The organism is Flavobacterium kingsejongi (assembly GCF_003076475.1).
Lineage (GTDB): Bacteria > Bacteroidota > Bacteroidia > Flavobacteriales > Flavobacteriaceae > Flavobacterium > Flavobacterium kingsejongi.
The window spans coordinates 3,726,334-3,742,947 of sequence record NZ_CP020919.1 but is presented as its reverse complement, the minus strand read 5'-3'; the positions used below and the strand labels follow the sequence as shown (position 1 = coordinate 3,742,947).

Genomic DNA, 16,614 nt, shown 5'->3' with positions numbered 1-16,614 from the left:
ACCCCGTTTGAGGTGTTTTTGTATTGTGTTATGATCCCGGAATGGCTTTTTTCTTTTCCATTATGTTCGTCTCTTTCGGGACTTCGACGTTTCCTTTAATTTTAAGTTGCACACGTCCACCCTCGATATTTACCGCATTCGATTCTACGGTTAATGATTTACGTATTGGGCCAGGGCTCATATTATATTTTACTTCGATTTTGCCTGTTTTTCCAGGCATTATAGGCTCTTTAGAGTAGGAGGGAATAGTACATCCACAGGAAGACTGCACATTTACGATATTTAGTGGAGCATCTCCGATATTGGTAAACTCAAATGTTCTCAGCCCATTATCACTGTCTTTAGTTACAGTTCCATAATCAATTGTTTCTGTTTTGAATTGAATTTTAGGGCCGGATTGTGCATAACCGGAAATACCGATTATTGCGACAGCCATCAAACCTAATAATTTTTTCATTTTTTTTTGAATTAATTTAAAGTTGTTTTCGTAAAAATACTTACTTTTAATCAAAGCACAAATATTTAAATCCCTTTTTTTATATTGTGCGAATAATTACTTTTGTAAAGAATTACAATAATCAGTCCAAAATATAACCTGAGAATAATAGTATTCCGTAGCCAGTGCCGCTAAATGATCCTGATCGCACTTTATTCCAAACTGAAGTTCCTGCGTTATGTTATGCATAATGGGGCTGCGTTTGGCTTTAATAGTATATGTTGTAAACAGGGCTTAGCATAGAGGCTGGCCGAATACACCTGAAATAAAAACAATTTATGACAATCCCTGCTCAATTTGATGCCAAATCTGTAGAAGAAAAATGGTACGCTTACTGGATGAAAAATAATTATTTTCATTCGGAACCCGATAATAGAACGCCCTATACTATTGTAATCCCACCACCTAACGTAACTGGCGTCCTTCACATGGGACATATGCTGAATAATACCATTCAGGACGTTCTGATCAGGAGAGCGCGTTTAAAAGGGTTTAACGCTTGTTGGGTACCGGGGACGGATCATGCTTCTATTGCTACAGAGGCCAAAGTAGTCGCTAAATTAAAAGCAGAAGGAATTAATAAAAATGATCTTACCAGAGAAGAGTTTTTAGATCATGCCTGGGAATGGACACATAAATATGGCGGTGTAATTTTAGATCAATTGAAGAAATTAGGGGCTTCCTGTGACTGGGAACGTACTAAATTTACAATGGATCCGGAAATGTCCGCTGCTGTAATCCATTCTTTTACGGATTTGTATAACAAAGGGTTGATCTACCGTGGCTACCGAATGGTAAACTGGGATCCGGAAGCGAAAACTACCCTTTCTGATGAAGAGGTAATCTACGAAGAAAGACAAGGCAAATTATACCATTTAAAATATAAAATTGAAGGCTCGGAAGAATTCGTTATTGTAGCGACTACCCGTCCTGAAACCATTTTGGGGGATACTGCTATTTGTATCAACCCGAATGATGAACGCTATTTTCACCTCCAAGGAAAAAAAGCGATTGTGCCTATTGCCAACCGTGTAATCCCTATCATTTTTGATGAATATGTGGATATGGAATTTGGAACCGGATGCCTTAAGGTAACGCCGGCACACGATATGAATGACAAAACGCTTGGAGAAAAGCATAATCTTGAGATTATTGATATTTTCAATGAAGATGCTACACTGAATTCGTTTGGTTTGGAATATCAGGGTAAAGATCGTTTTGTAGTTCGTGAAGAAATTGCGGTAGCATTACAGGAATTGGGTAACCTTGATAAAATTGAAAACCACCTGAATAAAGTCGGGACTTCAGAACGGACTAAAGCTGTGATTGAGCCACGATTGTCAGATCAATGGTTCCTGAGCATGGAAGAACTGGTGAAGCCGGCCATAAAAGCAGTCTTAGAAACGGAAGAGGTAAAGTTATATCCAAAACGTTTTGATAATACCTACAGGCACTGGCTTGAAAATATTCGCGATTGGAATATTTCCCGTCAGTTGTGGTGGGGGCAACAAATTCCTGCTTATTATTATGGTGATGGTAAGGAAGATTTTGTAGTTGCCGAAACCAAAGAGCAAGCCTTAGAATTGGCAAAATCCAAAACAAATAATCCGGGTTTAACCCAGGAAAGCCTAAGACAGGATCCGGATACATTAGATACCTGGTTTTCTGCGTGGCTGTGGCCAATGTCTGTATTTAACGGCATCACAAAACCGGAAAATGAAGATTTTAAATACTATTACCCGACCAATGATTTGGTTACTGGGCCGGACATCTTGTTCTTCTGGGTAGCCCGAATGCTGATTGCCGGATATGAATATACAGGGCAAAAACCATTTTCTAATGTGTACCTGACCGGTTTGGTACGGGATAAGCAACGTCGAAAAATGTCAAAATCATTAGGGAACTCACCAGATCCGTTGGATCTTATTGAGAAATTTAGTGCGGATGGTGTTCGTGTAGGATTGCTTTTGAGTGCCTCTGCCGGTAACGATATTATGTTTGATGAAGAATTATGCAATCAGGGAAAAGCTTTTACAAACAAATTGTGGAATGCTTTCCGATTGATAAAAGGGTGGGAGGTTAGTGATACAATCCCGCAACCGGAATCATCCAAAGCTGCTATTGCATGGTATGGAGCTAAATTACAAAAGACCTTAGTTGAAATTGAAGATCACTTTGAAAAATACAGGATTTCAGATGCACTGATGACCATTTATAAATTGGTATGGGATGATTTTTGTTCCTGGTTCCTCGAAATGATTAAGCCGGCTTACCAGGCTCCAATTGATAAAGCTACATTTGATAGTGCTATAACCATGTTGGAGCAAAACCTGAAATTGCTGCATCCATTTATGCCATTCCTTACAGAAGAGATTTGGCACATTATCCAGGAAAGAACAGCGGAAGATGCATTAATTGTATCTACCTGGCCAGAAATCACTTCCTATGAGGAGAAAATCATTACAGATTTTGATTTTGCAGCCGAAGTAATTTCCGGAATACGAACGATCCGTAAAGACAAAAATATCGCATTCAAAGATGCAATTGAGCTTAAGGCGATTAATAATGAGGCAACCGATACTTATTTTGACTGTATCATTACCAAGCTTGGAAATATCAGCACTTTGGAATATGGTACTGAAAAAGTAGATGGTGCTTTATCCTTCCGTGTAAAATCAAATGAATATTTTATTCCGGTGACCGGTTCGATTAATATTGAAGAAGAAATAGAGAAATTAACAACTGAACTAAAATACAATCAGGGATTCCTGAAATCAGTGCAGGCTAAGTTATCAAACGAGAAGTTTGTCAATAATGCCCCTGAAAAAGTATTGGCTATTGAAAGGCAAAAAGAAGCAGATGCTTTATCGAAGATTGAAACAATAGAGCAGAGCCTGGCAGGCCTGAAATAGTGAGATCAGATGATGGTTTAAAAAAGTCCCGGTATTTCCGGGACTTTTTTATTTAAAAAAAATGTCCCGTCCTGAAATAGCGATACAAAAAAAAACTCAATTATGTCTAAAGAGAAAAATTATGTAAAGCGAACCCAGCGAGATTACAGTATGTCTCTCAAATTGCAAATCGTCCATGAGATTGAACGAGGAGAGTTATCTACACATGGCGCTTGTAAAAAATATGGTGTGCAAGCACGTTCAACAGTTGTTAGTTGGCTTAGAAAATTTGGTAACTTTGATTGGGAAACCCAAACCCCATCTCAAATGGCTAAAACACCTGAACAGCAAATCATGGAACTCGAAGCTAAAGTTACGCTTCTTGAAAAACAGAAAGCTCATCTGGAGCAACAAGTTAATTTTACGGATAAGAAAGCTATTATTTTTGATTTGCTTATTGATATTGCAGAGAAAGAATATAATATCGATATCCGAAAAAACTCATCACCCGAACAATTGTCCTATTTAAAGAAGAACAAAAACAAACCTTAGGTTTTACCTGTAGTTTGTTCGGGATAGACAGGCAGGTCTATTATCGTAGCATTAAAAGAAAAATCTTAAAGAAATCAAAGTCTGAACAAGTCATTCTTTCGGAAAAAGAAGTAAGCCCTGCTATTTAAGCTTAGTAACAGATGCATATTCAAAACGGATCATGGGATTTAATGTAGCTACTAATTTAAATGCCGAAAATAGTCTTAAAGCTTTACAAATGGCTCTTAAGAGCAGGAAAAATAGTTGTTTGTCGTTAATCCATCACTCAGATAGAGGTATACAATATTGTTCTAATGAATATCAAAAAGTGATACGCAAGACTAAAAACCTGCGCTGTAGCATGACTGAGTCTTATGATCCATATCAAAATGCGGTCGCTGAAAGGGTAAATGGGATATTAAAACAGGAGTTTTTAGTAGATAGGTATAATGATCAGCAACTTAATATTATTAAGTTAGTAGTTAAGGAATCTATACAGATTTATAATCTAGTAAGACCGCATTGCTCTAATCATATGCTTACTCCGATGCAAATGCATCAGCAAAAAGAAATAGAAATGAAAACCTATAAAACAAAAAACAGAAGTAACCATGAAGCTACTTCTGTCTAAAAAATGTACTTTTATTATTATTAATCCTGTATTGCTATTCTAGGACTAGACAAAGTTCAGTGCATAAAAAAATCCGCTTATAGCGGATTTTTTTATTATGAGACTGTGCTATTATTTTACAGCAGGTACAGCTGGACCTTTTGCAGCTTCAAATCTTTTGGCAACAGCATCCCAGTTGATTACATTAAAAAAGGCGGTAATATAATCGGGTCTTTTGTTTTGGTATTTCAGGTAGTAAGCATGTTCCCATACATCCAGGCCTAACAGAGGTTTTCCGGAGATTTCCATTTTTGGCATTAGTGGGTTGTCCTGATTCCCGGTACTACCAATAACCAATTTACCTGTTTTGTCTAAAACTAACCAGGCCCATCCTGATCCGAAACGTTTTGCAGCAGCATCACTTAATTGTGTTTTGAAAGCTTCAAAAGATCCGAAATCTTTATTGATCGCTTCGGCCAAAGCACCTTTAGGCTCACCACCTGCTTTTGGTCCCATGATCTCCCAGTATAGGGTATGGTTGTAATAACCACCTGCATTATTGCGTACGGCTTTGTTTTCAAGATCCAGCTTACCTAAGATATCTTCGATAGATTGTTTCTCAAGCTCAGTTCCGGTTATAGCTTTATTCAGCTCATTCGTATATTTAAGGTAGTGTTTTGAATAATGGATCTCCATTGTTTTGGCGTCGATGTTCGGCTCTAATGCATCATAGGCATAAGGAAGTGCCACAATCTGGAAAGGTCCGGCATCCGCTTTTACATCTGCAGGATTGCCCAATGCAGGAACTTCAGTCTTTTCTGCAGGTAATGGAACTTCTACAACTTCTTTTAAATTGTCTTTTTTGTTGCAGGACTGTAAACCTGCAGCGAATAATAATGTTGCAATAAACAAACTTGTCTTCTTCATAATGTAGGTTGTATTTAATTTATAATGAATTAATGATTTCAATGTATAATTGTTTGGCTTCTTCCGAGCTTAGGTGGCTGACCTGCATCCATGCATTCATTTTAAAAGCATCACGAATATCATGGTTTGTTCCTTGTGAGAAACCCGCCCTGCCATAAGTTGCCTGTTTGTAATAAGCATAAATGCGAAGCATTACATCCTGAGGAAGCAGCTCAGTCATATTGGAGGCTTTTTCATAAGCTTCCTGGAACCGTGTATCTAAATCCTTCTCTGTCATTAAGATCGTACAGCAATGATTGTTTTACCGCCAATTGCTTTTTCATTAAGCTTTACATTCAACTCAGTTCCTAAAGGTAAGAATAAATCTACTCTTGACCCAAACTTTATGAAACCCGCATCTTCACCCTGAACGACCTGCATGCCTTCTTTTGCATAGTTTACGATTCTACGGGCAAGAGCTCCGGCAATTTGTCGGTAGAGGACTTCACCAAAAACTGGATTTTCGATTACGATAGTCGTGCGCTCATTTTCCTCGCTTGCTTTGGGATGCCACGCCACTAAATATTTACCAGGATGGTATTTACTGAATTTGATAAGTCCGCTTAAGGCGTAACGTGTAACGTGTACATTGATAGGAGACATGAAGATGGATACCTGCAGGCGTCGGTCTTTAAAGTATTCGGATTCAAAAACTTCTTCGATTACAACTACTTTGCCGTCTACAGGAGCAATGAGTTTAAAGTCATCACTGTTGACCGGTCTTTTAGGGTTTCTGAAAAACTGTAGGATCAACAGCAGGAAAACTAAAATAGCGACCTGTACTGTTTTCTGAATCCAGAGTGTTTCGATTAATGAATCGGCAAGCAGCAAGGTGCCTACGGTAATTACTAATGCAATTAAAATTATTTTAAAGCCTTCTTTATGAAACATAATTTATGATTTGGTAAAACAAAAACAAAATAGGTGATACAAATATAATACTATCCAGGCGATCCAGGATACCTCCATGGCCCGGCATAATTTTTCCGCTGTCTTTTACGCCAGCAATGCGTTTGAATTTAGATTCAATTAGATCCCCAAAAGTACCGAAAATACTAATGATAAGCGCAGTAGCCATCCAAATATAGTTGGGCTGGTTCAGGTAATGCGCAATTATAAAACTAAATAATAAAGTAAATATAATGCCACCAAAGAAACCTTCCGTGGTCTTTTTAGGGGAAATGCGCTCAAATAGCTTTCTTTTTCCGATCGATTTTCCAACGATATAAGCAAAAGTATCGTTAGTCCACATCAGTATGAAAATTCCAATGATGATACCCGGAGTATAAACACTATTGATGAATGGAAGTTTGGTGATTAATGTTATGGGTAAAACGATATAGCCGATGAGATTGACAAATTTTGACAGCTGGTCGGTTTTTTGCGGCCGGTTATCAAAAAGAAAGTACAAAAGTTTTACGGATACAAAAAGGGATGCGGCTACAATGAGCAATGTAGTGGTGGCATCAAAAGAAGTATAAAATGAAAACAGCGTATAAAATACCAAAGCAATGGCGATCGGTAGTGTTTTACTTAGGTGGGTGAGATTACAAAACTCAATTACAGCAATGAGCATGAAGATACCAAAAAGAATAATAAAGCTTATTCCGTTTTCGGTAATCAATATCGCGGTAAGTAATAAAAGGATATAAATAAGACCCGATAATGTCCTTATGAGAGTTTCACGCATCTTATAGATCTTCTAATAGCAATAAATACAGGTTTTTTGCGGAACTTCCGTAATGCAAAAAATCCTCTTCTTTTGCCTTTTCAAAATATTTTATTGTGGTGATATTGGTAGGGTAGTCTTTTTCGTATTTTTTCTTAATTTCCCGTAAACCATCACTGGTCCCTTCAATGATCTGGCTGGTTGTTGCAAAAATAATAATATTTACCGGCAATTCATTGGGTTTGTTCTGCTTGATTTGCTTGGAAGAGAAAAGTACAGATCCTTCTTCGGCAATCAGGTTTTCGCAGGTAGCAAAGAAAAATTTGGGTTGTGCTGGTGCGTTATACGTTAATTTGTTTTCATCAAGGAAGCTGTAAAGCTTCGAATCAAAACACAATACTTCAGATTCAAACCAGTCATTCTCTTCTAAAATATTTTCAAACTGATCCCGTACTTCATTAATGTTTTCACAGTACAAAAATTTGCCGCCGTTTTTTTTGAAGTTTGAGGTAAAGCGCTCATCGATTGGAATAGAAGAATCTGCTTGAAAAGGATTGTAGTCATTATCCTTGTCATCATTGGATGATTCTCCTGAAGCGCCAAAAAGTTTTTTAAAAAGACTCATATGTTATAAAATCCTTAGTATTTGCATTAACTAAGAATCAAAGATAAAAAAATCTTAATTCAATAGTGCTATCGAATTAAGATTTTTCCGAAAAAACCATAAAAATGGCTATTATAATGTAGTTTCTTCCTGCAGATTTTTGTCAAACGGTCTTTTTCCAAAGATATTCTCCAAATCGTCTTTAAAAATTACTTCTTTGTCAATCAGAATATCGGCTAATTGGTACAGTTTATCTTTGTTTTCTTCAAGAATTGCGATAGCTCTGTGGTATTGCGCTTCAATTAGAATAGAAATCTCCTGGTCAATTATTTTTGCAGTCTCTTCTGAGTAAGGTTTTGTAAAACCGTATTCATTTTGTCCTGAAGAATCATAATAAGTAATGTTACCTAATTTTTCATTCAGTCCATAAATAGTTACCATCGCACGTGCCTGTTTGGTTACTTTTTCCAAATCACTCAGTGCTCCTGTAGAAATTCGGTTAAAGGCTACTTTTTCAGCAGCACGACCACCCATAGTAGCGCACATTTCATCCAGCATCTGATCCGGACGTACAATTTGTCTTTCTTCCGGAAGATACCAGGCAGCTCCAAGGCTTTGTCCACGGGGAACAATAGTAACCTTGATAAGCGGTGCGGCATGTTCCAGCATCCAGCTTACTGTAGCGTGGCCTGCTTCGTGAATCGCAATAGCTCTTTTCTCTTCTGGAGAGATGATTTTGTTTTTCTTTTCCAAACCTCCTACAATACGGTCTACCGCATCCAGGAAATCCTGTTTGTCTACCGCCTGTTTGTCATAACGGGCTGCGATAAGTGCTGCTTCATTACAGACATTGGCAATATCAGCTCCGGAAAAACCAGGAGTTTGCTTTGCAAGAAAACTGGTATCCAGTCCTTCTGCTTTTTTCAACGGGGCTAAATGTACTTCAAAAATTTCCTGACGCTCACGGATATCCGGAAGGTCTACAAAGATTTGCCTGTCAAAACGACCAGCACGCATTAATGCTTTATCTAATACATCTGCACGGTTGGTAGCGGCTAATACAATTACGCTTGTATTCGTGCCAAAACCATCCATTTCTGTCAACAACTGATTCAGTGTGTTTTCACGCTCATCATTAGAACCTGACATGTTGTTTTTTCCACGGGCACGTCCTACTGCATCAATCTCATCAATGAAGATGATTGCCGGGGATTTCTCCTTAGCTTGCTTGAAAAGGTCACGTACTCTTGAAGCACCAACACCTACAAACATTTCAACGAAATCAGAACCTGAAAGCGAAAAGAAAGGAACTTGTGCTTCGCCTGCTACTGCTTTGGCTAACAAGGTTTTTCCGGTTCCCGGAGGACCTACCAATAGCGCGCCTTTTGGGATTTTACCTCCAAGGTTGGTGTATTTTTGTGGATTTTTAAGGAATTCAACGATTTCCTGTATTTCCTCTTTCGCACCTTCTAATCCTGCAACATCCTTAAACGTTGTTTTGATATCGGTCTTTTCGTCAAATAATTTTGCTTTCGATTTACCAATATTGAAAATCTGGCCGCCACCACCACCGGCAGCACCACCTGACATTTTACGCATCAGGAAGATCCAGATTACTACCAGGACAATAATGGGTAAAATGAACCCAAGGATATCCATGAAGTAGTTCGGATTCGACTGTATTTCGTAGGACGATAGTTTGCCTTCTTTTGTCGCTTCAATCAGTTTGTTTTCAAAAATCTGATCATTACCAATTGAAAAACTAAAGTGAGGGCCTGTGTTTTCTTTGTTTAATAAATTCTTTTTAGGGATTTTACTGAATTCGGGTTTTTCTAAAGCACTGGGCTTTAAATAAACGTCCGCCTGTGTTTTGTTAACGATGATCACCTTGTTAACATCTCCGTTGTCCAGGTATTTTTGGAATTGGGAAATGTTAGTCTGAATAGGTTCCTGCCAGTTGGAATTATTAAAATAGCTTGCAATTAAGAATATTCCTAAAATTCCGCCATAAATCCACCAAGGGCTTATTTTAATTCTTGAAGGTTTCGGATCTTTATCTTTAGCCATGAATTTTGTATGTTTAGTATTTGTTTTCTATTGTTGTGATTTTAGCATCACCCCAAAGGCTTTCAATGTCATAATACTCCCGGATATGCTTCTGGAAAACATGCACAACGATGTTTACATAGTCCATAAGGACCCATTCCGAGTTGTCGGTTCCTTCCACATGCCAGGGCTTGTCTTTTAAACTTTTGGAAACTACTTTTTGGATAGAATTAACGATTGCGTTAACCTGTGTATTGGAGTTACCGTTGCAGATTACAAAATAATCGCACACGGTGTTTTCGATTTCTCTTAAATCCAGAATGTCAATATCATTACCTTTTACTTCTTCAATTCCTTTAATGATGTTAGCCAATAAATCATCATTGTTTATATTTTTTTTCGCCATTTAAAATTTTGTATGTTTTCGCAAAGTTATCATTTTTTGTTTTTAATTTTGAACCTTAACATAAGATTAAATTAAATACTTTTTTATTATACAATGAATATTATCAAACTCGATGCCATTAGTTCTACAAATGACTACCTTAAAAAGTTAATGTCGAGACAGTATGTGGAAAACTTTACGATAGTAACAGCCGAAAACCAGACACAGGGCAAAGGGCAGATGGGGGCTGTGTGGAATGTAGAGCCTGGTAAGAATCTGACGTTTAGTGTTTTGGTTCGGGATTTTTTGCTGGATATCGGAGAGATATTCAATCTGAACCGGGTAGTTGCTGTAAGCATCGTAGAAGCATTGGAAACTTTTCAAATTCCTGATTTATCGATCAAATGGCCTAACGACATTATGGCAGGCAATAAAAAGGTTGGTGGCATATTGATAGAGAACACCATAAAGAATAATGGTGAGATCTTTTCGGTAGTAGGAATTGGGCTCAATGTGAATCAGAAAGATTTTTCAAACCTCCCCAAAGCCGCATCGCTTAGCGTGATTAAAGGCATGGAGTTCGACAAACAGGCCGTTTTTTATGAAATAGCAGAAAACCTGAAACAGAATATGGCTGCTATACTACACAAGAATACCCTTGTTTTTTTAGAAAAATACGATGCGAGATTATATAAAAAAGGTGTGCCAATGCCCTTTCAGGATTTGGCAGGGAAGCAGTTCATGGGGATCATCCGACAGGTCTCACCTACAGGAAAACTGGAGGTAATCGATGAAAATGAAATTATCCGCTATTATGATATCAAAGAAATCCAGATGTTGTACTAATAAAAAATGCCTTTACGATCAGTAAAGGCATTTTTAGTATAGGAGGTAAACTCTTATAATTTGTGCATATTGCTCACCAGGGTTTCAATAAATTTTGAAATAGGCCCTTTGACCATCATCGCCATCATCGCGTTGAATTCACCGTCAAAATGCAATTGTACAGCACTGGAGTTTTCGCTGATAGCATCAATGTTTCCAGTAAGTGTAAAAGGCAGCTTGTCGCTGGCAGCACCAAGGATAATTTTCGAAGGAGCCGTTTTATCTTTCATTTTTAATTTGATCTCAGGCATGCCTTTTAATCCGAAGATAAAAGAGTCTTCACCGGTTACCTCGAATTTGGAGATATTATCCGGCATCAATTTTTCAAAATTCTTCACGTCTGTCAAAGCATCAAAAAGATACTGAGCCGGTTTTTTAACGGTTACTTTAGGGCTTTCTAAGTTCATTTTTTATGGTATTTTAGTGTATAGCAGCAGCTTTTTTTAGTCTTTAAAATTTATACGCCCCAAATAGAAGGGTTCACACGCCATTCGCTGAGTGTTTCCTGTTCTTCTTTCTGGATATAGCGTTGTGTAACTGCCTGTTCCAATAAAGCATCATAATTGCTCAGGGTGTATAGGTCAAGATTGGCTTTTTTGAAATTTTCTGTAGCGACGTCAAATCCGTAGGTGAAAATAGCGGCCATCCCTTTGATGTTTGCTCCGGCTTCGCGTAAAGCGGTAACGGCTTGCAGGCTACTATTTCCTGTACTGATTAAGTCTTCAACCACTACCACATTTTGGCCTTTTTGCAAAAAACCTTCCACCTGGTTTTGACGGCCGTGTTTTTTAGGTTCCGGTCGTACATATACAAAAGGAAGCCCTAATGATTCCGCAACCAATATCCCGATTCCGATAGCACCGGTAGCAACACCAGCAATGACATCCGGTTTTCCGAATTGTTTTTCTATGTTTTTAGAAAATTCATCACGAATGTAATTCCGTATGGCTGGGAATGAGAGGATTATGCGGTTGTCGCAATAAATAGGGGATTTCCAACCCGAAGCCCATGTAAAAGGATTTTTCGGATTCAATTTAATTGCATTTATTTGCAAAAGCAATTCAGCAGTTTTCTGAGCTGTATCTTTATTAAAAATCATAGTACAAATGTATAAAGTTTTTGTGAACGACAAACCTCTTTTTCTAACAAATCAAATCATAAAAGAAACCGATTTTCAGTTTTTTTTACTTGAAAGTGTTGATATAGAGCAAATTATTGTAAAAATGTTTCAGGATAAAATTCAGAAAGCTTTTTTATATGACGCGGATGAAAAGGAAATCATGAAGAAATTAAAAGCTAAAATCCCTGTAAATAAAGCTGGCGGCGGCTTGGTATACAATAAAAAAGGAGAGGTGCTTTTTATTTTTAGGAACGGAAAATGGGATTTGCCGAAAGGCGGAACAGAAAAAGCCGAGGATATTACCGATACGGCCATGCGGGAAGTGGAAGAAGAAACGGGCGTCAATCAGTTGCGGATTACCGAAAAACTGCAAAAGACCTATCATGTATTCCGGCGTAATGGAAAGTACAAGCTAAAAATCACGCATTGGTTTAAAATGGAAACGGATTTTGAAGGAACCCCCAAAGGGCAAATCGAAGAAGGAATCGAAAAAGTAGCCTGGCTGAATCCGGAGCAAATCCGGGAAGCGCTAACCAATTCATATGAGAATATAAAGCTGTTATTTGATGTGGATGTGGAAGAAATGAAACAGGCAGCTTCCGATAAATAGGATAAAAAATAAAAAGCGATGCATTATAATGTGTCGCTTTTTTGTTTTTATGGGTAAAATACCGGGAATGTGTTTAAATTTGCAGCATGAAAAAGAATGACTCTCACACTACGATACTCCAGAATTTAGGAATCCAGGCACTAAATACCATGCAGGAAACTGCCGGAACCGCAATTGTACAAGATACTAATGTGGTACTGCTTTCTCCTACAGGATCCGGTAAAACACTGGCTTTCCTGTTGCCTTTACTCACGTTGCTTGACCCGGAGGTTTCTTCGGTACAATGCCTTATTCTGGTGCCTTCAAGGGAATTAGCATTACAGATTGAACAGGTCTGGAAGAAGCTAAAAACCGATTATAAGGTCAATGTTTGTTATGGAGGGCACTCGCTGGATACGGAGATCAAAAACCTGAGCAATCCACCAGCAGTATTAATTGGTACACCGGGAAGGATTGCCGATCATATTGATCGTGGAAATTTTAAAACAGACCGTATTAAAACGCTGATCCTGGATGAATTTGACAAATCACTGCAACTGGGCTTTCACGATGAAATGTCTTTTATCATTGGAAATCTAAAAAAACTGAGTAAACGTGTTTTGGTTTCGGCTACTTCAGAAATTGAAATCCCGAAATATACGGGTGTGGTAACACCTACGGTTTTGGATTTTATTGTGGAAGAAGAACCGACAAACCTGACGGAGAAAATTGTCATATCAAAAGAAAAAGACAAGATTAATACGCTTTTTCAACTGTTGTGCTCCCTGAAATCGGAATCGGCATTGATTTTTTGCAACCACCGGGATGCTGCAGAGCGTATTAGTGATGCCTTAAACGAAAAAGGTATTTATTCGACCTACTATCATGGTGGGATGAACCAGGATGAAAGAGAACGCGCCCTGATCCAGTTTCGAAATAAAAGTGTTTCCTATCTTATTACGACCGATCTTGCCGCCCGTGGGCTTGATATTCCGGAAATGAAACATGTGATCCACTACCACCTGCCGGCCAAAGAAGAGGAATATACCCACCGGAATGGAAGAACAGCCCGTATGCTGGCTTCCGGAACCGCCTATTTGCTGTTTCATGACAGTGAGAAACGTCCTGATTATATTTCGGGATCGCTTCCTGTACTCACACTTCCGGCCCAGTCACAACTTCCGAAACCACCGGAATTTCAAACGCTTTATATCAGTGGCGGTAAAAAGAACAAACTGAATAAAATTGATATTGTAGGTTTCTTTTCGCAAAAAGGAAAACTGGAAAAAGGGAATTTAGGGCTTATCGAAGTGAAGGATTTTATCTCTTTTGCTGCGGTAAAATATGGTAAGGTCAGAGAATTACTGCAAAATATCCGGGAAGAAAAAATGAAAGGCCGCAAATATAAAATTGAAGTGGCCCGTAAAGTGATTAAAACAGAAGAAAAATAAAGGAAAAATTCGAGATAAAAAAACCTGCAGTTTAAGCTGCAGGTTTTTTTGTGGTATAATGTGTTTTTATTTTACGCGTACGGCATCGGGTACCAAAACAGTATAGTCACCATTATTCCGGATAACGTCACGTACGATGCTCGAGCTGATATAGGAGGTGTTGGCTGCAGTCAGCAGGAATACCGTTTCCACTTTAGAAAGCTTTCGGTTGGTATGTGCAATGGCTTTTTCAAATTCAAAGTCAGCGGGATTGCGTAAGCCTCTCAGGATGAATTTTGCTTTGTGCACTTTGCATAAATCTACCGTAAGACCCGTATAGGTGATCACGGAGACTGAAGGGTCATTTTCAAAAGCGGCTTCCAGGAATTGCTTGCGCTCTTCTAGTGAAAACATATACTTTTTTTCAGCGTTCACGCCAATGGCTATAATAATCTCATCAAAAAGCGGAATGGCTCTTTTGATAATATCATAGTGCCCAAGCGTCATAGGGTCAAAAGAACCCGGGAATATGGCTTTTCTCATACTTATTTTGTGTCTGTGGCCAAAGCCAGTTCCAATGCATTCCCAAACAAATCAGCAAGGCTGATCCCGGCTGCTTTCGCCTGTTGGGGTAAAATACTTTCTGTGGTCATTCCCGGAATGGTATTCATTTCCAGCATGTAGGGTTCGTCGTCTACGATAATGAATTCACTTCTGGAGAATCCTTTCATTTTCAGGACTTCATACGCACGTTTTGCAACGGCGCCTACTTTTTCCGTTAGTGCATCAGAAATGCGCGCTGGCGTAATCTCCTGTGATTTTCCAAGGTATTTCGCTTCGTAATCGAAGAAGTCATTTTCAGAAACGATTTCAGTAATCGGCAATACGGTAATTGCTCCTTTATAATTGATGACGCCAACAGATACTTCGGTACCGTCAAGGAAACTTTCAATGATCAGTTCGTTGTCTTCTTTGTAGGCATTTGCAATAGCATATAAAAGCTCATCCTTGGTTTTAACTTTGGAAATCCCAAAACTGGATCCTGCCTTATTGGGTTTTACAAAACAGGGAAGGCCAACGGTAGCTATGATTTTATCCTGGTCGATGGCATCACCTTCATTAAGGTAATAGGAAACTGCCGTTTTGATGCCATAAGGCCTCAGTACGGCCAAAAGATCCCGTTTATTGAAGGTTAGTGCTGCCTGGTAATAATCGCAGGCTGTTTGTGGAATACCCAAAAGCTGGAAGTACGCTTGTAAGAGGCCATCTTCACCGGGAGTACCATGAATCGCATTGAAAACTACATCAAAATTGATTTTCTGGCCCTTCACATCCGCAGAAAAATCATGTTTGTTAATCGGGTAATGTGCGTCATCTGCATCGACCAATTCCCATCCTTTTTCCAGGATATGGACGCGGTAAAGGCTGTATTTTGATTTGTCCAGTGATTGGTAAACCACATTTCCGCTTGTAAGGGAAATTTGGAACTCGCTGGAATATCCGCCCATAATAATGGCTACATTTTTCATAGATCGTATCGTTTTAATAAGCTGTTTTTTTTATCTGTAGCAAAACTCCAGGCAGGTATGATCCCTGTTCCCGCCATACGCTTGTATTTTTTTTCGGAAAAAAACCAAAAAAAAGATACCGCTGCTGTCGGGGCTATTCCATCCGGCAAAAGGCTTCTTTTTTGCTGTGGGAATTCAATTCCAATCCCCATCCTTTTGCAAAACAAAAATATCATTATTTCATTGAAACAAAAAACGTTTAGTATTTTATATCTTTGCAGCAAATTAAATATTATGAGTCTGAAAAATTTCCTTACCAGCCGGGTGTTTATAAAGCAGCTAATCATAGCGTTCCTGATTCTTGGTGTTTCTATTTTTTTACTATTGCAATGGCTGAATTTCAGTACGAATCATGGGGAAGAAATTATTGTTCCCAACCTTAAAAAACTGAGCGTGGCTCAAATGGAGGACAAACTAAAAAGTATGGACCTTAATTATGAAATTACCGATTCTATTGACTTTAAAGAGGATTTTCCGGTAGGTTCTGTCGTAGAACAGGATCCGCTTCCAAATACAAAGGTGAAAAAGAACCGAAAAATATATGTACGGATCAATTCTTCGGGATATGCTAAAATCAAACTTCCGGATTACGTACAAAAAACATACAGGCAAGTGCTGCCTTCCTTATTATCTTTAGGGCTGGAAGAAGGAAAGATTACTTACCGTCCTAACCTGGCAAAAGATATGGTGCTGGAAGTGAGCCAAAATGGTAAAATCCTTAGAGAAGGGGATGCAGTATTGAAGAAATCTAAAATCGATTTGGTTTTGGGTGATGGAAAAATAGGCTTTGATGAACAAATAGATAGTACAGAGATACAATAATT

Annotated in this window: 18 protein-coding genes and 1 pseudogene; 7 read left to right on the top strand and 12 right to left on the bottom strand. The window is 38.5% G+C overall.

Features of this window, described 5'->3' with window-relative positions; genetic code table 11:
- Nucleotides 1–28: 28 nt before the first annotated feature.
- On the bottom strand, nucleotides 29–457 hold the full coding sequence (locus FK004_RS16885) for a DUF1573 domain-containing protein (protein WP_108738889.1): 429 nt from the start codon (nucleotides 455–457) through the stop codon (nucleotides 29–31).
- A gap of 317 nt (nucleotides 458–774) precedes the next feature.
- Here FK004_RS16885 and FK004_RS16880 point away from each other — a divergent pair, with 317 nt between their 5' ends.
- From FK004_RS16880 to FK004_RS19495, 3 genes and pseudogenes are all read left to right on the top strand, one after another.
- A complete protein-coding gene (locus FK004_RS16880; protein WP_108738317.1) occupies nucleotides 775–3,408 on the top strand; it encodes a valine--tRNA ligase in 2,634 nt (877 codons plus the stop codon).
- A 102-nt stretch (nucleotides 3,409–3,510) separates the two neighbouring features.
- The gene (locus tag FK004_RS19500) at nucleotides 3,511–3,939 is read left to right on the top strand and encodes a hypothetical protein (RefSeq protein ID WP_227871629.1); all 429 of its coding nucleotides are present in this window, start codon (nucleotides 3,511–3,513) and stop codon (nucleotides 3,937–3,939) included.
- Nucleotides 3,940–4,063: 124 nt separating this feature from the next.
- A pseudogene (locus FK004_RS19495) lies at nucleotides 4,064–4,549 on the top strand (transposase); the annotation flags it as partial.
- A gap of 111 nt (nucleotides 4,550–4,660) precedes the next feature.
- On the opposite strand, the gene FK004_RS16870 reads toward FK004_RS19495, so the two are convergent.
- The 7 genes from FK004_RS16870 to rsfS all read right to left on the bottom strand — a co-directional run bounded on the left by FK004_RS16870 (nucleotide 4,661) and on the right by rsfS (nucleotide 10,219).
- Nucleotides 4,661–5,455 carry a superoxide dismutase gene (locus FK004_RS16870; protein ID WP_108738316.1) on the bottom strand — a complete coding sequence of 265 codons (795 nt, stop codon included), beginning with the start codon at nucleotides 5,453–5,455 and terminating at the stop codon, nucleotides 4,661–4,663.
- Nucleotides 5,456–5,474: 19 nt separating this feature from the next.
- The gene (locus FK004_RS16865) at nucleotides 5,475–5,732 is read right to left on the bottom strand and encodes an acyl-CoA-binding protein (RefSeq protein ID WP_108738315.1); all 258 of its coding nucleotides are present in this window, start codon (nucleotides 5,730–5,732) and stop codon (nucleotides 5,475–5,477) included.
- Nucleotides 5,732–6,385: a phosphatidylserine decarboxylase family protein gene (locus FK004_RS16860; protein ID WP_108738314.1), complete on the bottom strand. Its 654-nt coding sequence runs from the start codon at nucleotides 6,383–6,385 to the stop codon at nucleotides 5,732–5,734. Before FK004_RS16860 ends, FK004_RS16865 begins: the two co-directional genes overlap by 1 nt.
- Nucleotides 6,375–7,184: a phosphatidate cytidylyltransferase gene (locus FK004_RS16855; RefSeq protein ID WP_108738313.1), complete on the bottom strand. Its 810-nt coding sequence runs from the start codon at nucleotides 7,182–7,184 to the stop codon at nucleotides 6,375–6,377. Before FK004_RS16855 ends, FK004_RS16860 begins: the two co-directional genes overlap by 11 nt.
- Before the next feature lies 1 nt (nucleotide 7,185).
- Nucleotides 7,186–7,788 (bottom strand): lactate utilization protein B/C, encoded by a 603-nt coding sequence (locus FK004_RS16850; RefSeq protein WP_108738312.1) that lies wholly within the window; start codon nucleotides 7,786–7,788, stop codon nucleotides 7,186–7,188.
- 111 nt (nucleotides 7,789–7,899) lie between these two features.
- A complete protein-coding gene (gene ftsH, locus FK004_RS16845) occupies nucleotides 7,900–9,834 on the bottom strand; it encodes an ATP-dependent zinc metalloprotease FtsH (protein WP_108738311.1) in 1,935 nt (644 codons plus the stop codon).
- 13 nt (nucleotides 9,835–9,847) lie between these two features.
- Nucleotides 9,848–10,219 carry a ribosome silencing factor gene (rsfS, locus tag FK004_RS16840; protein ID WP_108738310.1) on the bottom strand — a complete coding sequence of 124 codons (372 nt, stop codon included), beginning with the start codon at nucleotides 10,217–10,219 and terminating at the stop codon, nucleotides 9,848–9,850.
- 93 nt (nucleotides 10,220–10,312) lie between these two features.
- Here rsfS and FK004_RS16835 point away from each other — a divergent pair, with 93 nt between their 5' ends.
- Nucleotides 10,313–11,044: a biotin--[acetyl-CoA-carboxylase] ligase gene (locus FK004_RS16835; protein WP_108738309.1), complete on the top strand. Its 732-nt coding sequence runs from the start codon at nucleotides 10,313–10,315 to the stop codon at nucleotides 11,042–11,044.
- Nucleotides 11,045–11,097: 53 nt separating this feature from the next.
- Here FK004_RS16835 and FK004_RS16830 read toward each other — a convergent pair whose 3' ends face one another.
- Together FK004_RS16830 and pyrE are read right to left on the bottom strand one after the other, a co-directional pair.
- Complete coding sequence (locus tag FK004_RS16830; protein WP_108738308.1) at nucleotides 11,098–11,490, bottom strand: orotate phosphoribosyltransferase; 393 nt, start codon at nucleotides 11,488–11,490, stop codon at nucleotides 11,098–11,100.
- A 50-nt stretch (nucleotides 11,491–11,540) separates the two neighbouring features.
- Complete coding sequence (gene pyrE / locus FK004_RS16825) at nucleotides 11,541–12,182, bottom strand: orotate phosphoribosyltransferase (protein ID WP_108738307.1); 642 nt, start codon at nucleotides 12,180–12,182, stop codon at nucleotides 11,541–11,543.
- A 7-nt stretch (nucleotides 12,183–12,189) separates the two neighbouring features.
- Here pyrE and FK004_RS16820 point away from each other — a divergent pair, with 7 nt between their 5' ends.
- Together FK004_RS16820 and FK004_RS16815 are read left to right on the top strand one after the other, a co-directional pair.
- Nucleotides 12,190–12,813, top strand: a complete 624-nt coding sequence (locus tag FK004_RS16820) for an NUDIX hydrolase (RefSeq protein WP_108738306.1) — start codon at nucleotides 12,190–12,192, stop codon at nucleotides 12,811–12,813.
- Between the two features lie 86 nt (nucleotides 12,814–12,899).
- Nucleotides 12,900–14,243 (top strand): DEAD/DEAH box helicase, encoded by a 1,344-nt coding sequence (locus tag FK004_RS16815; protein ID WP_108738305.1) that lies wholly within the window; start codon nucleotides 12,900–12,902, stop codon nucleotides 14,241–14,243.
- Between the two features lie 66 nt (nucleotides 14,244–14,309).
- Here FK004_RS16815 and coaD read toward each other — a convergent pair whose 3' ends face one another.
- Together coaD and FK004_RS16805 are read right to left on the bottom strand one after the other, a co-directional pair.
- Entirely contained in the window at nucleotides 14,310–14,765 is a 456-nt protein-coding gene (gene coaD / locus FK004_RS16810; RefSeq protein ID WP_108738304.1) for a pantetheine-phosphate adenylyltransferase, read from the bottom strand.
- A gap of 2 nt (nucleotides 14,766–14,767) precedes the next feature.
- Nucleotides 14,768–15,751, bottom strand: coding sequence for a D-alanine--D-alanine ligase (locus FK004_RS16805; RefSeq protein ID WP_108738303.1), 984 nt, complete (start codon nucleotides 15,749–15,751; stop codon nucleotides 14,768–14,770).
- A 273-nt stretch (nucleotides 15,752–16,024) separates the two neighbouring features.
- Between FK004_RS16805 and FK004_RS16795 the strand changes: the two genes are divergently transcribed.
- On the top strand, nucleotides 16,025–16,612 hold the full coding sequence (locus FK004_RS16795; protein ID WP_108738301.1) for a PASTA domain-containing protein: 588 nt from the start codon (nucleotides 16,025–16,027) through the stop codon (nucleotides 16,610–16,612).
- The last annotated feature ends 2 nt before the right edge of the window (nucleotides 16,613–16,614 follow it).